The sequence below is a fragment of the Oceanobacillus sp. FSL W7-1309 genome, assembly GCF_038002145.1.
Classification (GTDB): domain Bacteria; phylum Bacillota; class Bacilli; order Bacillales; family Amphibacillaceae; genus Oceanobacillus; species Oceanobacillus profundus.
Window position 1 is genome coordinate 2,320,662 of the sequence record NZ_JBBOBX010000001.1, and the last position, 23,767, is coordinate 2,344,428.

A 23,767-nucleotide genomic window follows, 5' to 3' on the forward strand; every position below is an offset into this window, starting at 1 on the left:
GGAGAAACATGAATGGAAATCATTCAAATCGTTGGCTTTAAAAATAGTGGGAAAACGACACTCGCTTCCAAAATGATAGCGATGTTAAGTGAATCGGGGCATACTGTGGCATCTCTTAAACACCATGGTCATGGTGGTGCTCCGATCGGATTAGAAAATACGGACAGCGCAAAACATAAGCAAGCAGGCGCTGTCATCTCAGGGGTTGAAGGGGAAGGAATCTTACAGCTTTCAGCTGCATCTTGGGATGTTGAACAATTAATCGCTATTTATCAACTGATGGGTGTCGATGTGCTTGTTATGGAAGGTTTTAAAAAAGAACCTTTTCCAAAAGTAGTTCTTATTAATCGAGAAGAAGATTTTTCGTTGCTGGAACAAGTAAAAAATATCCAAGCAGTAATCACCTCCTTATCATTCGACACCCCGGTGATGTATCCTGTTTTTAAAACGTCAAAGATAGATGAATTTTATGAATGGATGAAACGAAATTTTTTAAAAAGATAGGATAAGGATATCTAAATTCTTGTGTTCTAGATCGTTTTCAAGGGCTAGAGTATGACAGAGGGTTAGAAATCACCCGAGAAACAAGCAGTCAGGGTAGATAAGAGTGAAAAGTATAAGCGATCAACCGAGAGAGCATACCACGATTGGGAAGAAAAAGGCTGCGAAAGATAATCATCATTTTAGAGAAAAAATCCCTCATCTACAAGATGAAGGACTAAGAGCATCATAGCTTAATTAGAGCAAGGTTTACTTGCCATATTCAAGCTGCAAAGCTGAGATATTAAAATATTTCCTAATTAATATTGCATATATCAACCGGACAATTTTCACATCCAATTTGTTCGCGTAAATAGTCAATATCCTTAATGAGTATTTTGCCAGACTTATCAATGGAAATGACGTTGAGCTTTCTAAGTTCGACAAGCATACGATTGACACTTTCTCTCGTGGCTGCAATAAACTTAGCCAATTCTTGATTTGTTAAGGTTAAATTAATTAAAATGCCATCAACCCGCTTCGTTCCGTAGCTATTGGATAAACGGATGAGTGTCGAATACAGTGCACCTTTTTTTCCATTTAACAATAAATCTCTTATTTTAGACTGGAATTTACGCATGTGGTTACTCGTCCATTTCATAAATTCAAAGGTTAGTTGGCTATTCGTCATTAAAGCTTTTTCCAGTTGATTTTTATTAATAACAAATACTTCTCCAGCTTGTAAAACCTTTGCGCTAAGTAAATATTTGGGATGATCACTAAACAGAGTTAACTCACCAATGATATCGTTATCCTTACAAATTCTTAAAATCATTTCTTTTCCATCTGCTGTTAATTTAGAAACTTGTACAAGTCCTGATTTAATAATATAAATATCATGTGCATCTGCACCTTCGTGAAATAGGAAGGTGTCTTGATTCATTTCTTTAAGCGTACTGATTGAATCCATCAATGTTCTCAGTTCAGGAGAAATCGTATCTTCGTTCTGACGTGCACTTAATAATAAACTTGTTCGCATATCAGTAGCCTCCTTGTTGAATGCAAACCATATCATATCTATTTTACCATTAGAGATGATGTAAGCGTGGTTACAACATTGTGAAATTTGTACAAACTTCTATTACAAAGGAGTTTTTAATGTGAATGAAAAAATAGCAGGCATTATATTAGCAGGTGGAAAGTCGATGAGGTTTGGGCAACCAAAGGCCTTTGCGACGAAGGATGGAAAAGCATTTTATCAACATTCAATGGATGCTTTAACCCCAATAGTGGAAAAAATGGTTATGGTGACAAGTCCTGAACTGAAGCATCGTTTCCAGTCCAGTGAAACAAAAATGACGATTATTCAGGATAGGGAGGAATATCAGGGACATGGACCATTAGCAGGTATTTTGACTGCTATGGAACAAATGAAAGCCGAATGGTATCTTGTTATTCCGATTGATGTTCCGTTTATGAATCAATCTATATTTAGAACACTAATGAAGCATATGGATCAAGACGTTGACGCTATTATCCCAATCGCTAAAGGAAAACTCCAGCCCCTGATTGCTATTTATCGTAATTCAGTCAAGGGATTAATTAAGTACCAATTAGACCACGAGCATCGCTCATTAAGAAAGCTTTTGGATAAATGCAATGTAAAGTATGTAGATATGGAAGAAGAACAGTCTTTTATAAATATTAATCATCAGGCAGATTATCAAAAATGGGTAAAAAAGCAAGAGGATAAATAAATAGGGAAGTGAGCGGAATGTTAGTGAATCATAAAAAAGATGCTGCACACAATATTTCGATTGCAGTTATTACAGTCAGTGATACACGAACAAAGGATACAGATAAAAGCGGCAAAAAGATTATGGAACTATTAAAGGAAGCAAACCATCAAGTTTCTTTGTATAAAATCATCCCGGATGAGCGGGAGCAAATTCGTATGACAGTTGAAAAGGCTATTTATAGTAATAGAATTGATGCTGTAATTGTAAATGGCGGAACTGGTATATCCTATCGTGATGTCACGATTGAGTCAATTGAACCTTTATTTGACAAGCATCTCCCAGGATTTGGAGAGCTTTTTCGCTATTTGAGCTATCAATATGATATTGGTACTGCCAGTATTTTATCCCGAGCAACCTGTGGGGTTGCCAATCATCGCTTGATTTTTTCCATTCCTGGTTCAACAGGTGCTGTAACATTAGCAATGGAGCGCTTGATTTTGCCTGAAATCGGACATATGGTGAAGGAAATTAAGAAGGATTTAGGATGATGACAGATGAAAAAAATGACGATTAAATTGACTTTATTATTCCTGTTAGTTTTAGCTGGTTGTGCCAATGATTCAGAATCTGAAAAGACTGCAGAATTAACGGTTTCTGCTGCAGCTAGCATGACCGATAGTTTATTGGAAGTTAAGGAAGCCTTTGAAAAAGAGCATCCTGCAATTAAGATTTCTTATAATTTTGGAGGATCCGGAGCACTAAGAAAGCAAATCGAACAGGGGGCACCAATTGATTTATTTTTTTCTGCTTCGAAAACAGATTATGATAAACTAGTGAAGCAGGATATGGTACAAGATGGAACTGCTATCTTTCAAAATGAGCTTGTACTTATCAAATCGAATCAAACGGATTTAAATTCTAGAGATGATTTAATGCAGCAAGGTGGAAGTATAGCAGTCGGTACACCTGATGCAGTTCCAGCGGGTACATACGCAAAAGAGGTATTGGAAAATATAGGTGTTTGGGAAGAACTGCAAGACAGACAAATGCTTGTATTTACAAAAGATGTTAGTCAAGTTGTTACATTAGTGAGCCAAGGAGCGGTTGACGTTGGTATTGTCTATGCTAGTGATGTAATTGCTCGGGATGATGTGACAGTAATTGATCGATTTGACCCGAGTCTTCACGCTACGATTGAATATTATGCAGCAATTATTGAAAGTGAAGAACAACAATCTGAGGTTATGCAAGCACGCGAAGCCTTTTATCAGTGTGTGTTAGAGAATGAGGCAAAAGATATTTTCCGTAAATACGGCTTTCTAATTATGGAGTAGGTGAATTCAAATGGAATGGTCATGGCATCCAGTTCAATTATCTTTTTATGTTTCCACCATTGCAACGGTCTTTACCTTTTTATTGGCAGTTGTTTTAGCGTATTGGATGGTTCGAAAAGAGCGAAAAATAAATGCAGTCCTGGAAACAATCTTTTTTTTGCCGCTAGTTCTTCCTCCAACTGTCATTGGATTTCTGCTTATTATTATATTTGGAAAAAACAGCTGGATTGGACAAGCGGTAGAAAGTGTAACTGGAAATAGTATTTTATTTACATCAACTGCTGCAATAATCGCAGCAATGACAGTTGCGTTTCCTTTAATGTATCAATCCATTAAAACAGGTTTTCTATCTGTTGACACGAATATTATTGGCGCGGCACAAGTTGATGGCGCAACAGAGTGGATGGCCCTGGTGAAGGTAGTCATTCCCCTAAGTATCCGTTCGATATTAACAGGAGTTGTTCTTGGGTTCACCCGTGGATTGGGTGAATTTGGTGCGACGCTAATGTTTGCTGGAAACATCCCAGGGAAAACACAGACGATTCCAACGGCAATTTATTTGGCAATTGAAACAGATGCAACAACAATTGCTTGGTATTATGTATTAATAAGTATTGGTTTTTCCTTTGTCTTATTATTCGTAATTAACCGTATGCGTACGGATGTATAAAACGAAGCCTTAATGGAGGAGAATCGGTAGTAATACCGATTCTAAGACTCAGCCCTTTTAAAATCACCGCTTTTCCCGCCACTTTTCTCCAACAAATAAGTTTGACCGATAATCATGCCTTTATCAACTGCTTTACACATATCGTAAACTGTAAGCGCAGTTACGGATGCCGCAGTCAGTGCTTCCATTTCAACTCCAGTGGCACCCACCGTTTTTACTTCCGCATCAATAATAAGTTCATACATCTTGTCTTCAAGTGCATTCCATTCGAAGGATAAATCCACTCCACTGATTGGAATAGGATGGCACATTGGTATGAGGCTTGAGGTTTGTTTGGCAGCCATGATACCAGCTACTTGTGCAACCGATAGGACATCCCCTTTTTTATTCTTTTGCTCGGTAATATTCTCATAAACTTCTTGTTTCATTTGCACACTGGATCGTGCGATTGCTTTACGAGCAGATTCCTCTTTGGCAGAGATATCCACCATTTTTGCTCGTCCATGTTCATTAAAGTGTGTAAAGTTTGTCATTTTAGTCACCTGACTTTAGGATATTTTTAACGCTGTTCACAAGAAATTAGTTGTTATATGATAGATAGTGATATCAATCTTATAAGTCTTCTACTGTAATCAGTTTAAAGCAAGTATCCAGTAAATTCAATGGACGGCAAAATCTAAAAAGCAGCAGTATGGTAAGAGGTGATTGGATGAAGGAAAAAGTAAATTCGCATGCTGTTAAAAATTCTCTTTTAGAGGATCTTAAATTATTGGTTAAATTTAGTGTGTTGGTTGCTAATTTTTTACCTGTTCTTGCAGGATATATTTTAGCATTACATTTTACGGGCCAGGATTTCCAGTGGCTGGATTTTGTGCTTGTAAGCTTCGGTTCCACACTTGTTATGGCAGGAGCATTAATATTAAATAATTGGTATGACACGGATATTGATTCTGTTATGGATCGCACGAAAAAACGCCCGACAGTTACGGGAAGCTTTACATTAAAACAAGTGCTGACGATTGGGATTGTAACGACCGTATTCGGATTTATAATGCTCGTTTTTATCAATCTGGAAACAACGTTGTATGCCTTTATTGGTTGGTTTACGTATGTATTTTTATATACGATGTGGTCCAAACGCAGATACACCTTAAATACGGTCATCGGCAGTGTTTCAGGGGCGGTAACACCATTGATTGGCTGGGCAGCAGTCGATCATGCAATACATATCGTTCCACTAACGTTGTTTCTTTTACTATTCATTTGGCAAATACCGCACACGTTTGCAATAGCCATGAAAAAATGTGAAGAATATCGGGCAGCTGGAGTTCCTATGCTACCAGTTGTTTATGGTTTTACGATGACAAAAAGACAGATGTTCATTTATATTGCTGCATTATTACCGCTTCCGCTTTTTTTAACAACTTTAGGAACGGTGTTTGTTGTGATTGCAATGCTTCTTAATATTGGTTGGATTGTGCTTGCCATCGCTGGATTTTTTGTGAAAGATGATTTGAAATGGGCACATTGGAATTTTCTCTATTCGGTTAACTATCTAATGATTATTTTCTTATTAGGCATGGTAACTACACTTCCTATGTTTCGGTAATAAGCTTTAATAAACTTTCTCTTTTACATTGTATATTGAGCTAGTCAAGATTCGTAACTAGCTCAATTTTTTTACTTCAGAATCACCTCCATCAAAATCTCCTTAATCATTCTTCTCGGCAAATAAGAAAGTATAAAACTTACCAATTTGCATAAATGCAACTAAGGCATTCGCCTAAAAGCTTGCACTCCAAAGTATAAGGGCTTCTAAGAAAGCAAAGAACGCTTTCGTAAGAATCCCTTTAACGAATGCCAAGTTTTCTAAAAATTTTCTCTGAATATGAAACTTTTCTCCAAGATACTCGTATATTAATAAAGCGTTTATTTTTAAGATATCGCTTTATTAGTCTGAAAGATTGTTAGATAATAAAATTAACATAAAAATGGAGGAGAATGTGGAATGGAGATTTTAAGAAGGTTCAGGGACATTATGTCAAGTAACATCAATGCATTGTTGGATAAGGCCGAAAATCCGGAGAAGATGATTGATCAGTACTTACGAGATTTGAATCGAGATTTAGGAAAAGTAAAATCTGAGACTGCATCCATTATGGCAGCTGAAAAGCGGGCACAACGTGAACTTGAGGAGTGTCAGTCAGATATCGTAAATATGCAGAAATACGCTGTTAAAGCATTAGAAGCAGGAAATGAAGATGATGCAAGAAAGTTCCTTGGGAAGAAAGCAGAGCTTACAGCGAAAGAAGCAGATTTGAGAACCTCCCATGAGTTAGCTTCTGCAAACGCTCTACAGATGAGACAAATGCATGATAAGCTTGTTTCAGATATTGGCGAGCTTGAAGCAAGAAAGAATATTTTAAAAGGAAAAGCAGCTGTTGCAAGATCACAGAAGAAAGTAAATGAATTTGCTACTTCAATGGGTGGAGCAAATCGCTCGATGTCAGCCTTTGATCGAATGGAGGCAAAAATCAATCAGTCACTTGATGAAGCAAATGCGATGGCAGAGCTGAACAAAGGAACTGGTGAAGACATCAATGATCTAACTGCTAAATATGATTCGAATGCTCAAGTTGAGAATGAACTTTCTGCATTAAAGGCACAGCTGAATGTTGATGATGAACTGGAAGAGTTGAAAGCACAATTACATGGTCAAGAACCAGTACAAAGTGAAGAACAGCTTCAAAACAAAAAAGAACAAGTAAAAACTGAAGAACAATAAATTGCAGGCTACAGTATAAACTGTAGCCTGCCTATACATCGGAAGGAGGGGATAACATTGGTTATTCATTATAAATGTCCGAACTGCGGATCTGATATGGAGTTTGATGCTGTATCGGGAATGTTATCCTGTGGTAGCTGTGGAAGAAAAGATAATATTGAAGACTTCTCTGAGGAATTTATCACCACAACATTTTCTGAAGATGAAGCGAAGCAGTATAATTGTAATAACTGTGGAGCAGTTATCATTACAGAAGCAGACACTACAGCAACCAATTGCAGTTTCTGTGGAGCGGGTGTCGTTCTTGGAGATCGACTTTCAGGTGATTTGGCCCCAGCAAAGGTTATTCCCTTTACAATCAGTAAGGAAGAAGCAATGGCTGCATTCCGTAAATGGTGTCGCAACGGTCGTTTGACGCCTAAAGGATTTATGACGGCGGATCGAGTTAAGGGAATTACCGGACTATATGTCCCATTTTGGTTGTATGATTTAGATAGTAAAGCAGATGTAAAAGCTGTCGGAACAAGGGTGAGGACGTATACGCGGGGAAATTACATCTACACGGAGAAGAAATTTTATGATGTGTACCGTGATATTGATTTAAGCTATGTAAAAGTACCTGTAGATGCGTCTGAAAAGCTGGATGATACGTTAATGGATAAATTAGAACCATATGATTATCAAAAGTTTAAAGATTTCAAGACCCCATACCTTGCTGGGTACATTGCAGAAAAATATAATTTTAGTGATGAAGAATTGTTCTCTCGGGTAAAAACAAAAGTGCAGCCCTACATAGACTCCTATATTCGTTCAACCATCAGTGGATATTCTTCGGTAAATTATAAAAGTAAAAATATCCGTACGAAAAAAACAAAAGCACATTATGTTCTTTTACCTGTTTGGATGGTTTATTATGATTTTGATAAGCAAGAGCATACCTTTGCGATGAACGGTCAGACAGGAAAGATAGTTGGGAAACCACCAATTAGTCTAGGGAAGGTAGCTAGCTGGTTTGGTGGAATTGCTGCAGCTGCATTCGTCACCTTGAAAATTATCTCCTATGCTGTTGGAGGTGTTCTTTGGTGAGCAGACGCTTTCTTACATTATCAATTTTATTTACGAGTTTATTTACGAGTTTATTTATTTTCACATCATTTTCATTACAAGTAGTGGAAGCAAGTTCGAAACAATATATTTATGATTCAGCTGAACTTTTATCAGAAGAACAAGTCATGGAATTGGAAGGTAGCATAAAAGAATTTGGTGAAAAACAAGAAACCGATTTTATTATTCATACTACGAATGATACAAGTGGAAAAAGTATCAAAACGTATATGGGTGATTTTTATGATGAACATGCTTTCGGCTATGACCAACCTAAAGGGAATACGATTTTGTTAACTGTAAGCGTGGATCCAACCAAGAGAGAGGTTTTTCTGGCAGGATTCAAGAGGGGGGAGGAGTACTTAGATGATGAAAGAATCGAGCTAGTACTTGATAAGATTACTCCCCATCTCTCGGATAAGAATTTTTATCAGGCATTCCAACAAGCAATAAGTACGTCTAATGATTATATGGAGTATAGACCTGGAGTAAATCCAGAAAGTGTACTGTTAAAAACGTGGTTTCAACTCGTGGTTGCTCTAGCTGTTGGTGGTATTATAGTTGGTACCATGGTTTATAATTCTGGAGGGCGCGTCACAGTTACCTCCCGCACGTATTTTAACGAGAACAATTCAAGAGTAAACAGCAAAAGGGATATGTTTGTTAATAAAACCGTTACGAAACGTCGAAAGCCTTCCAATAATAATAAAAGTAGAGGTGGAAGAGGTGGTGGCGGAGGAATTACCGGAGGAGGTAGTTCATTTAGTGGCGGTGGCCGCAGTTTTTAATTAAGTTTTATAGAGTAAGTTTAGAGAAAGGAATGATCAAATGTCTTTTTTTAGAAGTCAGCTCTCAGATGTAGTGGAATGGGAAGAATTTAGAGATGATATGATTTTTTGGAAATGGAGCAATCGTGAAATAAAAAAGGGCAGTAAGCTTATTATTCGCCCTGGTCAGGATGCTATCTTTTTAAATAGTGGTCGAATTGAAGGAATTTTTGAAGATGATGGAGATTATGATATTGAATCCCAAATTATTCCTTTTCTATCAACGTTAAAAGGGTTTAAATTTGGTTTTAATAGTGGCATGCGTGTGGAAGTACTATTCGTCAATACGAAGGAGTTCACCGTTAAATGGGGAACGAAAAATGCAATTAATATCCCTACCCCCACACTTCCAGGAGGCATCCCGATTCGAGCAAATGGGACGTTCAACTTTAAAGTAAATGATTATATGGCTTTGATCGATAAGATTGCTGGTGTGAAGCAAAGCTATCTGGTTGAAGATATAAAAATAAGAATTACGGCAATCCTTGATCAGCTTCTGATGAAATGGATAACGCGAGAAGGAAAGGATATCTTCAACCTGCAGGCGAATGCATTTGAGATTTCACAAGGAATCAAAGAAGACCTTGACATGCAGATTATGGATAATGGCATGAGAATTACCGGATTCAATATTATGAGCTTTAATTATCCGAAAGAAGTGCAGGACATGGTTACGAAAAGCGCCTCTCACGGAATGGTTGGCGATGTAGCGAAGTATCAGCAAATAAAAATGACAGATGGAATGGCTTCTGGTAAGGTTTCTGGATCTGGTACAGCCTCTGATATGGCTGGGATGATGATGGGAATGAATATGGCAAATCAAATGATGCAAAACATGAATCAGAATACAGGGCAGCAGTCCGGGCAACAGCAACAGCCAAATCAAAGCAACAATTTCAATCAGAATAACCAATCAAATTCATCTAATCAACAAGACTCCAGCAATAAGCAAATACCTAATTTCTGTCCGAATTGCGGACAAAAAACAACTGGAACAAACTTCTGTCCGAACTGTGGGCATAAGTTTATCTAAAATTAGAAGCAAGGGACATTCTCTTGCTTCTTTTGAATTTCGTTAGTATCAAACTTTTCAATCATATACGCCCTTACTTTCTACATGAACTGTAACCGAAATCTCGTTAAGACTATCCATTGAAAGTTGATAATTGTTGACTTCTTCAAGAGTCATCCCGTTACGAAATAACCAATGCTTTAAATTATATACATCAATATCCTTATCTACACTAGCTTGAAATGTCTGCATAATATCATCTTTAACTTGTTGCGAGATTATTTTTTCTATTTGTTCTGAAGACATCTTTTCCTCGAGATCTGCAACATGTCCTCTCATTTTTAACTGGAATTGAAACATTGCCTCTTCCCCATCATTTACTTGTTTTATGGTTGCCTTTGGACTTGTAATTTGCACTACTCCTATGTGCTCACCATCCACGATAATATCAACCGGTGTATTTTTGACTTTAGCATCCATCCATCTTAGACCTATTAGTTCTTCATAGGACATCCATTCCGTAAGTTTACCTTGGTCTATAGGGAAGCTCCCATTTATTCTTAATGTTTCTTTTTGATCCTCTTTTGCAGCTATCTCCTGCCAAGCATGTGTATCAATCGATATAGAAGGGAGCAGAGCGGTGCCACCGGGCTCATTATATGTTGAAATAAACCGATGCATCCGCAAAGGCTTAATATAGGAATATACGTTATAAATTTGCTCGGGCTGAAATAAAATTGTGTAGATTGGTGGTAAATGGAAGAATCCAGAAACGCCAAATATTTTCTCAATGGATTCCTTTGTTCCGTATACCCAAGGTGTGTATCGAAACTCTCCATTTCTTCGGATTGCTTGATCAACCTTTTTGATGCCTTGTTCTAAGACTGATTCTGAATAAATAATAGATCCAACCTGCCCCCAATTAATAGGTGCTTGAGCAGTTTTATATAAATTATTCATTGCTTCATTAAAGGTTTTTCCTGAACTTTGTCCGACAAACAATGGTGCATCTGCAGATTGTTTCGCTCCCTCTTGTTTGGCTACATTGGAAAAGTCCATCATTTGCACATAAAGTACATAGTTTTCATCAACAAAATCGATTCCAATAGCGGTAGCGAAATTAACTTCCCCAATTTCCTTTTCATCCCAGCACCCGCTTAATAGGAGTAATAGTATAATCCCTAACGATAAAGCATGACATACCTTCAATTTATTTGTCCTCCTGCCTATCATCGTCCTCTGTTTTGAGAATTTTAGCACGTTCATCTTGCTGTACAACAGGAATCTTTAAAAGTGATTTAGCAAAATCTCCTTTAACAAATGGAGAGACAGGACTTAAATATGGAATTCCAAATGACTCAAGCTTTGCTAAATAGCCTACGATTAAAAATAGACTAAGGAAAAATCCATACATCCCCAGCACGCTCGCACAAAGGATGGAAAAGATTCGTAAAATCGTTACCGTTCCAAATAATGATTGATTACCTAAGGTAAACGTTGCAACGGCGGTAATGGAAGAAATCACTAGCATCGTAGGAGATGTCAAACCAGCTCGAATAGCAGCATCACCCACGATTAATCCACCTACTACAGCAACAGTCTGTCCGACAGCTTTAGGCAATCGGACACCAGCTTCACGAAAGAGCTCAAAAAGACCAATCATTAATAATAATTCAACAGTAGTGTTAAACGGGATTCCTAAGCGTGAAGCTCCGATTGTTGCAAGTAGTGAAAAAGGGATTTGATCTACATTATATGCAGATAAGGCAACCCAAAATGCTGGGAGGAAAATAGATATTCCCAATCCGATCACCCGAAGAAGAATTTCAAATGAAGCATAATAAAATGGCATATGTGTATCCTCTGACGACTTTAATAGATACCCTAAATTAGCAGGTCCCACAATGACGTTAGGGACATTATCGATAAATATTGCAAATCGTCCACGTACTAAGCCACTGACAACGCCATCAGGACGAGAAACACTTTTTAGTAATGGAAATATGGAGTAACGGGAATCTGTTAATAGCTCTGCTAATTGATTGTCACTGTTTAAAGCGTCTAAATCAATGTTATTTAATCGTGCAGTTACCTCATTAATTATCTCTTTACTTTGGATATCCGTCATATAAACGAGACTAACCTTTGTATTACTGCGTTTTCCAATTGTAAATGACTTTGTAACGAAGGAATCTGTTTTCAGCCGTTTACGAACTAATGCGATATTGGAGCTAATATCCTCGATAAAAGCATCGCGAGGTCCCTTCACGGAGACTTCCGTAGTCGATTCCTCAGGAGACCTTTTTGGAGGACTAGATGTATTAAAAAAGTATACTGTTTTTGCTATTACAATGGCTGTGTACCCATTAAAAATCATATCTTTTATAGAGTTCTTAAAAGAAGGGTTGTCCGGATTCCAAGGGATTGAAATTGAATCACTTAATTCATTAAGGTCATTAGTATGGTGGCATTTTCGAATTTCCGGAAGGATGCTTTCTACTAATAAATCACTATTAATTAGGCCTTCGCAATAGGTAATGACAATTTCTTTATCTTTTTTTTCACGTGTTAACGGATATCTTTGAACTTTTATATCAGAAGAGTGTTGAAATAGATGTTTAAAATATGTTTCTTTTAATGCTGCATTATTATTTTTCATCTGTTTCCATTCCATTCTTTGAAGTTTTGATAAGCAGTGTTAAAAATAGAATCATGACTACGGCAAAAGCGCCAGTTCCTGGATAAAAATAGTCTTTTAAAAATAAGGAAAAATGTTCATCTGATATAGGAGCTAAAACTAGCATTAAATAAAGGATACAAATGATAGCTTGAGCGATAATTCGCTGTTTCTTTTTTTTGAATGGGAAAGCTCGTGTGATTAAATACAAAATAAGAGCTAAACGAATAAATGATCCAGACAGCCATTGATAAATAGATAAAAAGTCGACATGATTAAAGTACTGACCAATATTAAGGATTCGCCATTGCAGAAATGCTGGATAGCGAAGTCTTCCAGCCTCATCCGCTCCAAAAACAGCAATACTTCCTATTAGTGGTCCTAATGTTAAAATGAACAGAAAAAAGGAAAGCAGTAAAATGTGCTTGAATGTTACTCTTCTTGCGATTTCATGCTGGATCATAATTAGCAGAAATATTTCTAGTAATGAACCAAAAACAAATATAGCGCCGTTTATGATATCGACCCAGCCATTTTCAACAAGTACAGGTGTAATGAGTGAGTAATTTTTATTTGGTATCGTACCAATCGTGACAAGCAAACCAAATAAAACGACAAACGGAAGTAGGACACCAGCACATATGGCAATAACATTTAATTTTCCATAAGAAATATATAGTGAGGTTGCAAGAATGGAAATCCCCACGACAAGCATAGGAGTATCTTGCAAATAGGTCTCATGCGTCCAGGTAACGGTTTCTTTTAATGTAATAAACCCAGTGATAAATAGGAAAATACTAATGAGAACGGCAATTATACGACGAAATGCTTTATTATAATTTGTTTCAAGCCATTCAAAAATGGATATGCTTTTGAAGTGTTTTGTAACATATACCATTAAAAGAAGGATTGGGATACTAATAAAATATCCAACGAAAACACTGATCCAAGCATCACGTCCAGCAGCATCGATTAGTAAAGGGATGACTAGTACATGATTGCTCAGACCAGTACTGATTAGGAAAATAAAAAAGAACTGGGAAACGCTAATAGGATTTTTCATGATACCTCCGCGGAATGGTGTACTTATCATATATTGTGTAAAGAAAATCTTTCGTTATGCATGCGTTATATGAAGAAGTTCTGTTAATTGAAGATAGATGGAGGGAGAGGTATAAATTAGTGTAAATAAGCGGCTGCAATATATAGTTCGTTTCCAAATCCATGGACTTAGCTGAAGGAGTTTGAGGGTGGGGAGGTACGATGCTCTTCAAATTTTAACCAGCTGAAAAATAGCGATATCGTAAATAGGGTGATGTCTGGGGGACAGAAAAGCTATTCAACCCTCCGAATTGGCCAAATCAAAACACGCTTGCATGAAGCGTAATGAAATAGTTGTATTTCACCATTATCATCAAAAGGGAAGGGTAACATAGTATTCTTTTCAATTATGACTTCTGCGTCATGAACTTCCAATGGTGTATGATGAATATCACCTCTGAAAAGCACCCCGTATTTGTATGTCCATAAGGCATAGCGTTCGAGCAGCCAGTTACTAAGACTGTGTTTTTCCGGATAATAGGGCTTGGAAATAGGCTGGTAACTTCCATTAAAATTATATTCAGAATGACTTTTTCGATTGGATACAAAATAAAAAAGATCTTTCTGTTTTTTCATTTTCATATTTGCGTGAAAATACGGTAACGTAATCATTCTGGCACCAAGAACCGGAAGCAGTTTATCAGCATCCAAGCTAAAAAAGTAAACACCTGATGTTCCTTCTCGCTTTACATATGTTCGAACATTTAATTCTAAATAAGCGCTTAAATAAGGAATGGCTGGCATATTGCGCAGACGCATTCCAGTTACCTTGAATGGAATAATACTAATCCATGCCATTCCGTCGTACGTATCTAATTCCAATCCTTCTGGAAGGTGGTCTTTGATTGCGTCTTTAGGGAATGGCAGGTGAATGAAAAGCAAATGATGCCACCGCTGTGTCAAAATCCAAGATCGATTAGGGAGCGGGAACTCCCGATGCTTTGTGCTTTTTAAAATAGCTTGATACAAATTTGTCACTTCCCCCAACATAATCTTAAGTTTAGTATGCGAAGGTGAGTATTCTTCATACAGGTTTAATAAGAAGAAGTAATTTGTTAAGATGGTACTATTACATGGCTGAAGTTTTTCATAATCGATAACCCAACTTGTTTAAGCAATAGAACTTGAAAAATTTACCTTAAGCTTGGTTTAATAAAAAATTTAATTCTATTCTATGAATCTGAAAAGGAATACACATGTAGGAGGAGAGTGGCATGTATTTCCTTGTGAATTATAAGTCTATTAATAAATTAGGAATGGTAAATCTACCAAAAAAATGGCGTGCTGCATTAGGATTTCAGGATGGGGAGCGCGTAGAAATACGAATGTTAAGAAACGAAATATGGATATTTCATGGAACGAATGAAAATTACGAGAACCAGCGCTTTATATCTTCAAGAGGGATGGTTAATATACCAGCCGAATTTAGAAGAATATTGGAAATTGATACAGACACAGAGCTTTGTATGTATGCAGAAGTGACACAAAATGCATTTATTATTAAGCCGTATTCTTAACATGAAATTGTTGCCCTATCTGCTTTGGTAGGGCTTTGTTTATCTTAATGTTATAGGAAACGTAGAACATATACCTCATCATAAAAAAATGGCTATCCTGCCGTTACTGGGAGGACAAGGCATTCATAAGCTATGGTGAGGAGGTGTTACCAATGTTTGAAGTCTATGATGTTGCTTTGATCGCTCTTATTGTAGGTCTAGTAGAGATTTTAAAAACTGCTGGTCTGCCTAAGAGGTGGCTTCCTATTGCGTCTGTCCTATTCGGTTTAGCTGGAGGTATCTTTTATGTGAGCCCTGGCGATTTGAAAAGCGGTATAATAATCGGACTGATATTGGGGCTTTCTGCAAGCGGACTATATTCTGGGAGTAAAAATATAGTTGTAAGGAAAAAATAACCTCCAATGAATATGAAGGCATTCGCCAATTCTTCTGGCGAATGCCTTTGTTCATGAATTTATTGCCTTCCTTTATTCACTGACATTGCCCTCTGCAGGAATCGGATTATCCGCTAGAATCCTTGCTAGGTGTACAAGGTTATGGCTGGCAATTTGTGCATTTTTTTGGGTGAATTCATTGTTTTGTCCCTCTGCCTCAATATAGGAAGCTCCTGGACCTGCCTCACCGACCCAATAAGATAGAGGGTTAGGTGGTAAGGAGAAACCAAAGTGCCCTAAGCTAAAGAGAATATCTCTAGCTGCATGTTTGGCACCATCCTCATTTCCGGTTACCACGGCTCCGGCTACTTTATTGTAGTAGATCGGTTGGCCTTTATCGTTTGTTTCTGAACCCGATCCACTAATTCGCTCCATGACCATTTTAGCCACACTGCTCTTTTCACCAATCCATAAAGGTGTACCAACGAGCAGAATATCTGCCTCTTTTATCTTATCTGCTATTACTGGCCACTCATCACCATTCCCCATATCTCCTTCAACACCGAACGCTATGTTGTAATCAGCCACCCGAATGGTCTCTGTATCAACTTTTTTTTGATTGAAGACATCGATGAATTCTTGTAACAGCGCATCAGTATTTGATGTTTCATCAGATGTTTTTAATGAACAATTCAATAGTAATGCTTTTAAATTACCCATGACAAACACTCCTCTTTCCTTATTCTATAAGGCTTTACCCTAAAAACTGCTTTATTATGCATCGTTTTCGGTAAAGTTCGAATAGCCCAACTGTATGGTTAGAATAAAATAGCCTGATGATGGGAAAGACAAGAGGGAATCTATTTTACTTGATTGAGGCGATAACATGGCTAGAAGCACCCTGATTAATCGGATTAAAAATAGAAAGCAACAAAATAACGATAAAGCTAGAGATAAAGCGCCACAGCAGGTAAACCTTCAAGTTGAAATTGTAAAGGATCTTGATCGCAATGTAAAGAATTCTAAGGAGATATTTGGGAATCCGGATGATTTAGTTATCCGTGAATTAATGATTGGCAGTATAGAAAAGAGATCAGCAATTGTTTATATTAGTGGATTAACCGATGAAGATTTGATTAATAATAATATATTAAAAACGATTCAATTAAATATGAAGAACTTTAAGATGAACATACTTGAAGACATATATGAAGAAGTAGTTGCGATTACAGCTATTAAAAAAACGCAATCAATGGATGAGGTTTCTCTCGCAATTTTAAATGGAAGTACTGCGTTTTATATAGATGGTTCAGATACCGTTCTAATCATGGAAACAGCTGGTGGAGAAAGACGTTCGATAGAAGAGCCTGATTCTGAAACATTAGTGCGTGGTCCAAGAGATGGATTTGTGGAAAGCATTGATACAAATTTGGCATTAATTCGCCGAGATATTAAAGATACCAACCTGCGCTTTAAAGGATATGAAATTGGGAAGCGCACGAAGCAAAAGCTAGTGATGGTATATATGGAAGGGATTGTTAATCCAGAGATTGTGCAGGAAGTTGATCGAAGGCTGAAATCAATTGATACGGATTATGTTTCCGATTCCTCTCATGTCGAGCAATGGATAGAAGATAGCTTTTTATCTCCATTTCCACAACTATTAGATACAGAGAGGCCCGATCGGGTTTCATCTAATGTTGTAAAAGGGAAAGTTGTGATTTTACTGAATGGTTCGCCATTTGCATTAATCGCGCCAATTACGATAGGTGATGCACTGCATTCAATGGAAGATTATTCACAGCGCTGGGTATCTGCTACTTTATTACGTGCCCTTCGTTACCTTACTGCTTTTTTTGCAATGTTTTTACCAGCGCTTTATATTGCCTTGGTCTCTTATCATCCAGGCATGATTCCGAGTACGTTAACGTATTCTATCGCAGGTTCGAGGGAAGGTGTACCATTTCCAAGTGCAATTGAGGCATTTTTAATGGCATTAACATTTGAGATTCTGCACGAAGCTGGGGTAAGGCTGCCAAAGGTTATCGGACAAACAATTGGTATTGTCGGTGGATTAGTTATTGGAGAGGCAGCAGTAAGTGCAGGAATAGTTAGCCCAATCATGGTAGTTGTGACTGCACTGACAGCCATTGCATCCTTTAGTATTCCGGCTTATAGTGTAGCGGTCACATTTCGAGTATTGCGTTTTGCTTGTATGATTGCAGCTTCCTTCCTGGGATTGTATGGCGTTATTCTTGTATATATTATGGTGAATATTCATATCGTCAATTTGAAGAGTATTGGGATACCATACTCGACTCCTTTTGCACCGACATTTGTTAGTGATTGGAGGGATTTGGTCTTGCGTGCTCCGTTCACAATTTTAAAGAAGAACCCTAAATATTTGAAAACGGTAAATAACGAATCGACTGAAAATGATGGGAAACAAGGAAAGGAATAATCCATGCTTAATTTTAAATATGGTGATGATAAAATACAAAATCGAGACATTATGATTGCACTGCCTTCCATGTTAATTGGGGTAGGGATTCTTCCATTTCCAAGAATACTTGCTGAGGATACAAGATTTTCAGATGGCTGGATCGTTATATTATTTTCGGGGGCTATTGTAACAGCTATTGCATGGTGTGTTGCAAAGCTGGCTGCCAATTTTCCGAATCAATCCTTTCTCGATTATTCTTCTTCGCTGGTAACCAAACCTGTTGCTGTCTTTTTTACTTTTTTATTTACTGTTCAAGGTGTTGCGTTAACTGCCTTTGAAGTCCGTTCCATAGCGGAAATCTCGCATCAGTATTTATTTAACCGTACACCAATGGAGGTTGTTGCCCTGACGTTTTTGCTTGTTGTTGTATACGCAGTAGCGAATACTCGCGGGGGGATCTTCCGGCTGAATGCAATGTTTTTGCCAATTATCTTTATCACGACAGGGCTATTAGTGCTTTTTTCCATTCCATTTATGGGATGGCATAATGTGCTGCCTATGTTTAAAACCGATCTGCAAGGCTACTTGCAAGGCTCTTTAAAAACAACTTTGTCCTATACCGGAGTTGGTATTTTGTTTTTTTATATATCATTGGTAAAAGAACCAAAACATGTGGCAAAGTATACTGTTATCGGAATGTCATGGGTGATTATATTGTATGTTTTTATCTTTGTCACATGCATAGCGGTGTTTGGTGAATTAACAACCGCTAATATTCGTTTTCCATTGATTGAGCTCGCAAAGTCGATCGAAATTCCCGGTGGTTTCTTTGAACGAATCGAGTCAATATTTTTTGTGATATGGATTATGGCGATTTTTACAACAACCGCAATGGCCTTTGATGTAGGGGTTCTAGCATTGAGTTCTATTTTACCTAAGGTAAAAAAAATACATCTGCTCTTTGTTCTAACCCCGCTTATTTTCGCGGTTGCAATGATACCAAGGGATTTTATTGAAATGGAAAACTTCGGAAACTATATGAGTTACTCAAGTTGGATTTTAATTGTAATCATTACGACGATATTAGGGGTAATGTATAAAGTAAAAGGGGAGAAGCAAAATGAGAAATAAAAAAATGCTTCTTGTAATTCTATTTAGTTTCGTTTCCATTACGTTATCTGCTTGCTGGGACGACGCAGAATTAGAAGACCGTGAATTCATTGTAGGGGTTGCGATTGATTTAGTGGAAGATGCTGGTGATGGTGATAAAATGTTTGAAATGACACAGCAATCAGCAGTTCCTGCCGGTTTAGCGACAGCGACAGATAGTGGCTCAGGAAAGGCATATTTAAATTTAAGTCAAACAGGAAAAACGTTAAACCAGATCAATGCCAAAATCTCAAAGCAAACAAATAATATGATTAACACGGAGCACTTGAAGCTTATACTTGTATCAAGGGAACTAGCTGAAGAACCAGGTTTATTCACAAATGTTATCGATGTTTTTATCCGTGTGCAAGGATTCAGAAGGGGAATTAAGGTAGCGATAGTAGATGGCGAATCACCGGCGAAGGAAATTTTGAATATTGATCCAGGGCATGCTTATATTCCAGCACAATATATCAATGAATTATTGGAAAATGAAGTAACTCCCGAAACAATGGACCCACTCCGAATTGGAGAACTGCAAGAACTCTTGCTGAATAAAAGCAGCTTTACGGTTCCGCTACTCACTAAGCATTCAGCTAGCACGGCAAACTATGAGAGCGTATCTGTATTTGATGGAAATTCCAGTCGTTTAGTGGATACAATTTCAGGTGAAGATGCGATGGGGTTAAATTTTATCCTTGGAAGGAATCAAGTAGGAAGTGTCAGTACGGAAGTGGAAGGAGAACAGATTGCATTTTCGATCAAACATGGGAACAGTAAAATAAAGCTTATAAATAGCAATAAAGATGCATTAGCTTTTCATATAGACATGAATGTGGAAGCCCAGGTTGAAGAGTACCATGGTTATAAAGATTATTATACGAAAGAAGGAGTCAAACAATTTGAGAAAGTGTTAGATCAAAAAATTAAGTTGATGACAGAGCGTACGATCAGAAAACTAAAGGATGATTTACAAGTGGATGTAATGAAATTGGATGATCATCTCCGAATGTTCCATTACGATGTATGGAAACAAGTCAAGGATAATTGGGATCATGGAGAAAATTATTTTGCTAATAGCGGTGTAACCGTTGATGTCAATTCGGTTCTAGTGGAACCTGGAAGCATTATTCAAATTAAGCGAAAAGGAAATGAGGAATAGGGATGTGGGAAACATTAGTAGATAGGCTTCCAACAGGGATGGAAATACTTTGTACCTTTTTAGCCTTTTTCGTGCCTTTTCTCGTTTATACCATCAATCAAAAGTTGCACCAGGAAATGGACCCATCATGGAAAAACAGCGATTCAGAAGACAAGTAAGCAATCGAAACCAAAGCACGCAAATGCTTGGAAAATAACGTAAGGTAGTGATTGGAAATGATGATCATTTCAGTAGTTAATCTTATATTACTTGTTTTACTGCTTAGTATCTTATTAATATTCTTGCTAGGTTGGAGAGGTCTGCTAAAGCGGATGACGAAGAAAATGGGGAAGATTCTCTTTACAGATAGCTATCAGGAGAATTTAATCGAATTGATTCCAGGTATTAAACATATGGGATTACAAAATGTTCTTGAAAACAATTTACGTGCAGAAACAGGGGATGTCTTACACCGGCCATTAGGGTCGTCTAAAAGCTGGCCACATATGGATACGTTAACATTTATACCAGCACAGGTGGCTTCATTTCCCATAGATGGTGATGAAGATGTTGATATAAAAGTTACCATCGGTCCAAACGCTAAAAAGCCACTCGAAATTGAAATCCCGTTACTTATTAGCGGTATGGCTTATGGTATTGCTTTAAGTGAAGAAGTTCGACTTGCATTAGCGGATGCAGCAAAGCAGACAGGTACGGCGATTAATTCTGGTGAAGGAGGGGTTTTACCAGAGGAACTAGATGCAGCTGATAAGTATATTTTACAGTTCTCCAAAACGGAGTGGTCAAAGGATGAGAGCCTATTAAAGCGTGCTAATATGATTGAAATCAAGTTCGGCCAAGGAGCGCTTGTCGGAGTAGGCGGGAGAATTTCGCCGGAAAATTTAACAGGGCGCGCACGGAGCGTAATGGGGTTAAAGGAAGATGAAGTGGCAGTAATTTATGAGCATTTTTTTGATAATCAAACGTTAAAGGATTTAAAAGAATTAGTTGAGGAATTAAGAAACTTAACGGGTGGAGTTCCAATTGGAGCCAAGCTAGGTGCTGGCGGAAAAATAGAGCAGGACATCGATCAATTAATAGAAATGGGAGTTGATTATATTGCAGTAGATGGCGGGCAAGCTGCAACCCACGGAGCGCCTCCAGTATTATCAGATGATTTTGGAATACCGACCCTGCATGCAGTTGTACGTGCGAACAATCACTTGAAAAAACGTAACAAAAGAAAGGAGGTCAGCCTCATCGTATCTGGTGGTCTATTTACACCATCTGAATTTTTAAAAACGATCGCACTTGGGGCAGATGCCGTTTATCTAGGATCAGCGATGCTTTTTGCAGTAGCACATAGCCAAACGCTTGACGCTATACCGTTTGAACCACCTACACAGGTTGTATGGAATGAAGGCAAATTTAAAAATAAATTTAATAGAGAAGATGGCGCACAATCAGCAACAAAATTTTTAACGGCAAGCATAGAAGAGATGAAAGTAGGTCTAAGAGCAATGGGGAAACGTTCGTTAAAGGAAATGACGTTAAAAGACCTAGTATCTTATGACAAATTAACAAGTGAGATGCTAGGTATTCCTTTTTCATTTGAACCATGGCAAGAGAAGAATCAAGCAAAGGAATCGAATAAACAAAAAAATGCTTCCGAATCATAGTACTGGAACCAATCAACAGGTATGGTAGACTAGGGTAAAATGCTTCTGTGAGGAGTGTACATATGGATTTGGAAACATACTTAAAATTAGATGCCATGGAAATGGCGCAGTTGATTCAAATGAAAGAGGTTACCGCAAAAGAATTGATGACGGTTGCCTTCGAACGATTAAACGAGGTTCATCCTATCTTGAATATTGTCGCACACTCAAGAATGGAAAAGGCCTTAGAAGAAGCAGAGCGCATATCGATAGAAGATGCTCCGTTTAACGGTGTCCCTATTTTGCTGAAAAATATCTCTCAAAGTCTAGAAGGAGAGCTGATGACAGCAGGTAATAAACTGCTCAAAGGGAATCGTTCGAAACATGATTCCTATTTTGTGAAAAAGCTTCGCGATGCTGGTTTTCATTTCATGGGTCATACAAATGCACCGGAGTTTGGCCTGAAAAACATTACAGAGCCTGAAATTTACGGTTCCACAAGAAATCCATGGAATACCAGTTATTCGCCAGGCGGTTCTAGTGGTGGGGCTGCAGCAGCAATCGCCTCAGGCGTTGTACCACTTGCGGGTGCGAGTGATGGTGGTGGCTCCATACGGATTCCAGCTTCGTTTTCTGGTCTATTTGGTCTAAAGCCTACACGAGGAAGGACGCCAGTTGGTCCAGGAGTTGGCAGGCAATGGCATGGTGCATCGATTGATTTTGTTTTAAGCAGAAGTGTCCGAGATAGTGCAAGCATGTTGGATTTACTTCAAGTTGTGCAGCCAGAGGCGGCATTTCAGACACCATTATTCCCAGGAAGCTATCATCAAACGATGCTGGAAGATTTGAGTAGGCCGCTGCGGATTGCTTATACGACGAAATCTCCTGTGGGCACCCCAGTAAGTGTGGATGCAAAGCTTGCAGTGGAAAACACGGTAAAGTGGCTTGAAACACAGGGACATGATGTAGAAGAAAAGGATAACGGTGTTGATGGTATCCAGTTAATGAGGGATTACTTTATGATGAACAGTGGCGAAATGAGCCTTACTGTTCAAGAACTGGAAAAAGCAATTGGTCGCGCAATTACTGCTGATGATGTAGAGATTGAAACATGGGTGCTTCGTGAAGCAGGGAAGTCCCTTTCAGCGGCAGATTTTTCTGCAAGTCTTGCATCATGGGATGTAGCCGCTGCTCAGATGGCATCGTTCCATCAAATATACGATTTTTATATTACGCCAGCTACAGCGAGCACTGCACCAGAGGTTGGCGAGCTAACCCACTCAAAAGCAAGCCAAGAAAACCTGCGATTACAAGTAAGGGAAGCAAACAAAGAAAAACAACAAGATCTTATCTATGAGATGTTTTTACCTAGCCTCACCTATACCCCGTTTACCCAGCTAGCTAATTTAACTGGTCAGCCAGCGATGTCTGTGCCTGTATACCTTTCAAGCGAGGGGCTGCCATTAGGGGTACAAGTTATGGCACCAAAAGGCGAAGAACACCGCCTATTACAGCTAGCAGTTCAACTTGAGAAATCTGACTTATGGGTGGGGATGAAGGGAAATCCATATTTTGAAGAGAGTCTGAGTAATCGGAAGTAGAGGTAAAAATTTAATCGTGTAAAACAGTCCATTCACCTACAAAAGCACCACTTAATTCTAAAGCGAAGTGGTGCTTGATATGTTTTGCATAAGTCTAGTATATAATTATCATTTTCTGGTAATGTTAGTTATATAGATGAGGTTTATAAAGATGA

General features: G+C 38.1%; 26 protein-coding genes. 19 read left to right on the plus strand and 7 right to left on the minus strand.

Features of this window, described 5'->3' with window-relative positions:
• Positions 1-12: 12 nt before the first annotated feature.
• Both mobB and NST46_RS11140 read left to right on the plus strand, forming a co-directional pair.
• Entirely contained in the window at positions 13-504 is a 492-nt protein-coding gene (gene mobB / locus NST46_RS11135) for a molybdopterin-guanine dinucleotide biosynthesis protein B (protein ID WP_118889947.1), read from the plus strand.
• A gap of 103 nt (positions 505-607) precedes the next feature.
• A complete protein-coding gene (locus NST46_RS11140) occupies positions 608-733 on the plus strand; it encodes a hypothetical protein (protein WP_341137191.1) in 126 nt (41 codons plus the stop codon).
• A gap of 63 nt (positions 734-796) precedes the next feature.
• On the opposite strand, the gene NST46_RS11145 is transcribed toward NST46_RS11140, so the two are convergent.
• Entirely contained in the window at positions 797-1,519 is a 723-nt protein-coding gene (locus NST46_RS11145; protein WP_341137192.1) for a Crp/Fnr family transcriptional regulator, read from the minus strand.
• Positions 1,520-1,640: 121 nt separating this feature from the next.
• On the opposite strand from NST46_RS11145, the gene mobA reads away from it, so the two are divergent.
• Genes mobA through modB form a run of 4 tightly spaced genes read left to right on the plus strand, consistent with a single transcriptional unit; the run spans position 1,641 to position 4,223 of the window.
• Complete coding sequence (gene mobA, locus NST46_RS11150; protein WP_095314279.1) at positions 1,641-2,237, plus strand: molybdenum cofactor guanylyltransferase; 597 nt, start codon at positions 1,641-1,643, stop codon at positions 2,235-2,237.
• A gap of 17 nt (positions 2,238-2,254) precedes the next feature.
• On the plus strand, positions 2,255-2,767 hold the full coding sequence (locus NST46_RS11155) for a MogA/MoaB family molybdenum cofactor biosynthesis protein (RefSeq protein WP_095314278.1): 513 nt from the start codon (positions 2,255-2,257) through the stop codon (positions 2,765-2,767).
• Positions 2,768-2,773: 6 nt separating this feature from the next.
• Positions 2,774-3,553 (plus strand): molybdate ABC transporter substrate-binding protein, encoded by a 780-nt coding sequence (modA, locus tag NST46_RS11160; protein ID WP_341137193.1) that lies wholly within the window; start codon positions 2,774-2,776, stop codon positions 3,551-3,553.
• Between the two features lie 10 nt (positions 3,554-3,563).
• Positions 3,564-4,223 carry a molybdate ABC transporter permease subunit gene (gene modB / locus NST46_RS11165; RefSeq protein WP_095314274.1) on the plus strand — a complete coding sequence of 220 codons (660 nt, stop codon included), beginning with the start codon at positions 3,564-3,566 and terminating at the stop codon, positions 4,221-4,223.
• A 41-nt stretch (positions 4,224-4,264) separates the two neighbouring features.
• Here the strand turns inward: modB and moaC are convergent, their stop codons facing one another.
• On the minus strand, positions 4,265-4,756 hold the full coding sequence (moaC, locus tag NST46_RS11170) for a cyclic pyranopterin monophosphate synthase MoaC (RefSeq protein ID WP_118889945.1): 492 nt from the start codon (positions 4,754-4,756) through the stop codon (positions 4,265-4,267).
• Positions 4,757-4,932: 176 nt separating this feature from the next.
• On the opposite strand from moaC, the gene cyoE reads away from it, so the two are divergent.
• From cyoE to NST46_RS11195, 5 genes are all read left to right on the plus strand, one after another.
• On the plus strand, positions 4,933-5,832 hold the full coding sequence (gene cyoE, locus NST46_RS11175) for a heme o synthase (protein ID WP_341137194.1): 900 nt from the start codon (positions 4,933-4,935) through the stop codon (positions 5,830-5,832).
• 399 nt (positions 5,833-6,231) lie between these two features.
• Positions 6,232-7,008 carry a PspA/IM30 family protein gene (locus tag NST46_RS11180; protein ID WP_095314271.1) on the plus strand — a complete coding sequence of 259 codons (777 nt, stop codon included), beginning with the start codon at positions 6,232-6,234 and terminating at the stop codon, positions 7,006-7,008.
• Between the two features lie 57 nt (positions 7,009-7,065).
• Positions 7,066-8,094, plus strand: coding sequence for a TFIIB-type zinc ribbon-containing protein (locus NST46_RS11185; RefSeq protein WP_095314269.1), 1,029 nt, complete (start codon positions 7,066-7,068; stop codon positions 8,092-8,094).
• Complete coding sequence (locus tag NST46_RS11190) at positions 8,091-8,900, plus strand: TPM domain-containing protein (RefSeq protein WP_341137195.1); 810 nt, start codon at positions 8,091-8,093, stop codon at positions 8,898-8,900. Before NST46_RS11185 ends, NST46_RS11190 begins: the two co-directional genes overlap by 4 nt.
• Before the next feature lie 40 nt (positions 8,901-8,940).
• The gene (locus tag NST46_RS11195; RefSeq protein WP_095314266.1) at positions 8,941-9,972 is read left to right on the plus strand and encodes an SPFH domain-containing protein; all 1,032 of its coding nucleotides are present in this window, start codon (positions 8,941-8,943) and stop codon (positions 9,970-9,972) included.
• A gap of 57 nt (positions 9,973-10,029) precedes the next feature.
• On the opposite strand, the gene NST46_RS11200 is transcribed toward NST46_RS11195, so the two are convergent.
• From NST46_RS11200 to NST46_RS11215, 4 genes are all read right to left on the minus strand, one after another.
• A complete protein-coding gene (locus NST46_RS11200; protein ID WP_158586279.1) occupies positions 10,030-11,160 on the minus strand; it encodes a Ger(x)C family spore germination protein in 1,131 nt (376 codons plus the stop codon).
• A gap of 1 nt (position 11,161) precedes the next feature.
• Positions 11,162-12,610 carry a spore germination protein gene (locus NST46_RS11205; RefSeq protein WP_251659542.1) on the minus strand — a complete coding sequence of 483 codons (1,449 nt, stop codon included), beginning with the start codon at positions 12,608-12,610 and terminating at the stop codon, positions 11,162-11,164.
• Positions 12,600-13,691, minus strand: coding sequence for a GerAB/ArcD/ProY family transporter (locus NST46_RS11210; RefSeq protein WP_341137196.1), 1,092 nt, complete (start codon positions 13,689-13,691; stop codon positions 12,600-12,602). The genes NST46_RS11205 and NST46_RS11210 overlap by 11 nt, the downstream gene beginning before the upstream one ends.
• Positions 13,692-13,963: 272 nt before the next feature.
• Positions 13,964-14,632 carry a YqjF family protein gene (locus NST46_RS11215; protein ID WP_341137197.1) on the minus strand — a complete coding sequence of 223 codons (669 nt, stop codon included), beginning with the start codon at positions 14,630-14,632 and terminating at the stop codon, positions 13,964-13,966.
• Between the two features lie 311 nt (positions 14,633-14,943).
• Here NST46_RS11215 and NST46_RS11220 point away from each other — a divergent pair, with 311 nt between their 5' ends.
• Both NST46_RS11220 and NST46_RS11225 read left to right on the plus strand, forming a co-directional pair.
• Positions 14,944-15,246: a hypothetical protein gene (locus tag NST46_RS11220; RefSeq protein WP_095314260.1), complete on the plus strand. Its 303-nt coding sequence runs from the start codon at positions 14,944-14,946 to the stop codon at positions 15,244-15,246.
• A gap of 152 nt (positions 15,247-15,398) precedes the next feature.
• Positions 15,399-15,641, plus strand: a complete 243-nt coding sequence (locus NST46_RS11225) for a hypothetical protein (RefSeq protein WP_095314259.1) — start codon at positions 15,399-15,401, stop codon at positions 15,639-15,641.
• Positions 15,642-15,713: 72 nt separating this feature from the next.
• Here NST46_RS11225 and NST46_RS11230 read toward each other — a convergent pair whose 3' ends face one another.
• On the minus strand, positions 15,714-16,340 hold the full coding sequence (locus tag NST46_RS11230) for a flavodoxin family protein (RefSeq protein ID WP_341137198.1): 627 nt from the start codon (positions 16,338-16,340) through the stop codon (positions 15,714-15,716).
• 166 nt (positions 16,341-16,506) lie between these two features.
• Between NST46_RS11230 and NST46_RS11235 the strand changes: the two genes are divergently transcribed.
• The 6 genes from NST46_RS11235 to NST46_RS11260 all read left to right on the plus strand — a co-directional run bounded on the left by NST46_RS11235 (position 16,507) and on the right by NST46_RS11260 (position 23,612).
• Entirely contained in the window at positions 16,507-18,081 is a 1,575-nt protein-coding gene (locus NST46_RS11235) for a spore germination protein (RefSeq protein WP_341137199.1), read from the plus strand.
• A 3-nt stretch (positions 18,082-18,084) separates the two neighbouring features.
• Positions 18,085-19,194: a GerAB/ArcD/ProY family transporter gene (locus tag NST46_RS11240; protein WP_341137200.1), complete on the plus strand. Its 1,110-nt coding sequence runs from the start codon at positions 18,085-18,087 to the stop codon at positions 19,192-19,194.
• A complete protein-coding gene (locus NST46_RS11245) occupies positions 19,184-20,374 on the plus strand; it encodes a Ger(x)C family spore germination protein (RefSeq protein ID WP_341137201.1) in 1,191 nt (396 codons plus the stop codon). The genes NST46_RS11240 and NST46_RS11245 overlap by 11 nt, the downstream gene beginning before the upstream one ends.
• Before the next feature lie 2 nt (positions 20,375-20,376).
• Positions 20,377-20,532 carry a hypothetical protein gene (locus NST46_RS11250; RefSeq protein ID WP_341137202.1) on the plus strand — a complete coding sequence of 52 codons (156 nt, stop codon included), beginning with the start codon at positions 20,377-20,379 and terminating at the stop codon, positions 20,530-20,532.
• 60 nt (positions 20,533-20,592) lie between these two features.
• Positions 20,593-22,032 carry an FMN-binding glutamate synthase family protein gene (locus NST46_RS11255; RefSeq protein ID WP_379600060.1) on the plus strand — a complete coding sequence of 480 codons (1,440 nt, stop codon included), beginning with the start codon at positions 20,593-20,595 and terminating at the stop codon, positions 22,030-22,032.
• Between the two features lie 62 nt (positions 22,033-22,094).
• Complete coding sequence (locus tag NST46_RS11260; RefSeq protein WP_341137203.1) at positions 22,095-23,612, plus strand: amidase; 1,518 nt, start codon at positions 22,095-22,097, stop codon at positions 23,610-23,612.
• The last annotated feature ends 155 nt before the right edge of the window (positions 23,613-23,767 follow it).

Excerpts from the sequence above, each read along its gene's own strand:
- mobB (WP_118889947.1), top strand. The coding sequence starts at position 13 with ATGGAAATCATTCAAATCGTTGGCTTTAAAAATAGTGGGAAAACGACA.
- NST46_RS11145 (WP_341137192.1), bottom strand. The coding sequence starts at position 1,519 with ATGCGAACAAGTTTATTATTAAGTGCACGTCAGAACGAAGATACGATT.
- NST46_RS11155 (WP_095314278.1), top strand. The coding sequence starts at position 2,255 with ATGTTAGTGAATCATAAAAAAGATGCTGCACACAATATTTCGATTGCA.
- modA (WP_341137193.1), top strand. The coding sequence starts at position 2,774 with ATGAAAAAAATGACGATTAAATTGACTTTATTATTCCTGTTAGTTTTA.
- modB (WP_095314274.1), top strand. The coding sequence starts at position 3,564 with ATGGAATGGTCATGGCATCCAGTTCAATTATCTTTTTATGTTTCCACC.
- moaC (WP_118889945.1), bottom strand. The coding sequence starts at position 4,756 with ATGACAAACTTTACACACTTTAATGAACATGGACGAGCAAAAATGGTG.
- cyoE (WP_341137194.1), top strand. The coding sequence starts at position 4,933 with ATGAAGGAAAAAGTAAATTCGCATGCTGTTAAAAATTCTCTTTTAGAG.
- NST46_RS11180 (WP_095314271.1), top strand. The coding sequence starts at position 6,232 with ATGGAGATTTTAAGAAGGTTCAGGGACATTATGTCAAGTAACATCAAT.
- NST46_RS11195 (WP_095314266.1), top strand. The coding sequence starts at position 8,941 with ATGTCTTTTTTTAGAAGTCAGCTCTCAGATGTAGTGGAATGGGAAGAA.
- NST46_RS11205 (WP_251659542.1), bottom strand. The coding sequence starts at position 12,610 with ATGAAAAATAATAATGCAGCATTAAAAGAAACATATTTTAAACATCTA.
- NST46_RS11210 (WP_341137196.1), bottom strand. The coding sequence starts at position 13,691 with ATGAAAAATCCTATTAGCGTTTCCCAGTTCTTTTTTATTTTCCTAATC.
- NST46_RS11220 (WP_095314260.1), top strand. The coding sequence starts at position 14,944 with ATGTATTTCCTTGTGAATTATAAGTCTATTAATAAATTAGGAATGGTA.
- NST46_RS11225 (WP_095314259.1), top strand. The coding sequence starts at position 15,399 with ATGTTTGAAGTCTATGATGTTGCTTTGATCGCTCTTATTGTAGGTCTA.
- NST46_RS11230 (WP_341137198.1), bottom strand. The coding sequence starts at position 16,340 with ATGGGTAATTTAAAAGCATTACTATTGAATTGTTCATTAAAAACATCT.
- NST46_RS11235 (WP_341137199.1), top strand. The coding sequence starts at position 16,507 with ATGGCTAGAAGCACCCTGATTAATCGGATTAAAAATAGAAAGCAACAA.
- NST46_RS11240 (WP_341137200.1), top strand. The coding sequence starts at position 18,085 with ATGCTTAATTTTAAATATGGTGATGATAAAATACAAAATCGAGACATT.
- NST46_RS11245 (WP_341137201.1), top strand. The coding sequence starts at position 19,184 with ATGAGAAATAAAAAAATGCTTCTTGTAATTCTATTTAGTTTCGTTTCC.
- NST46_RS11250 (WP_341137202.1), top strand. The coding sequence starts at position 20,377 with ATGTGGGAAACATTAGTAGATAGGCTTCCAACAGGGATGGAAATACTT.
- NST46_RS11255 (WP_379600060.1), top strand. The coding sequence starts at position 20,593 with ATGATCATTTCAGTAGTTAATCTTATATTACTTGTTTTACTGCTTAGT.
- NST46_RS11260 (WP_341137203.1), top strand. The coding sequence starts at position 22,095 with ATGGATTTGGAAACATACTTAAAATTAGATGCCATGGAAATGGCGCAG.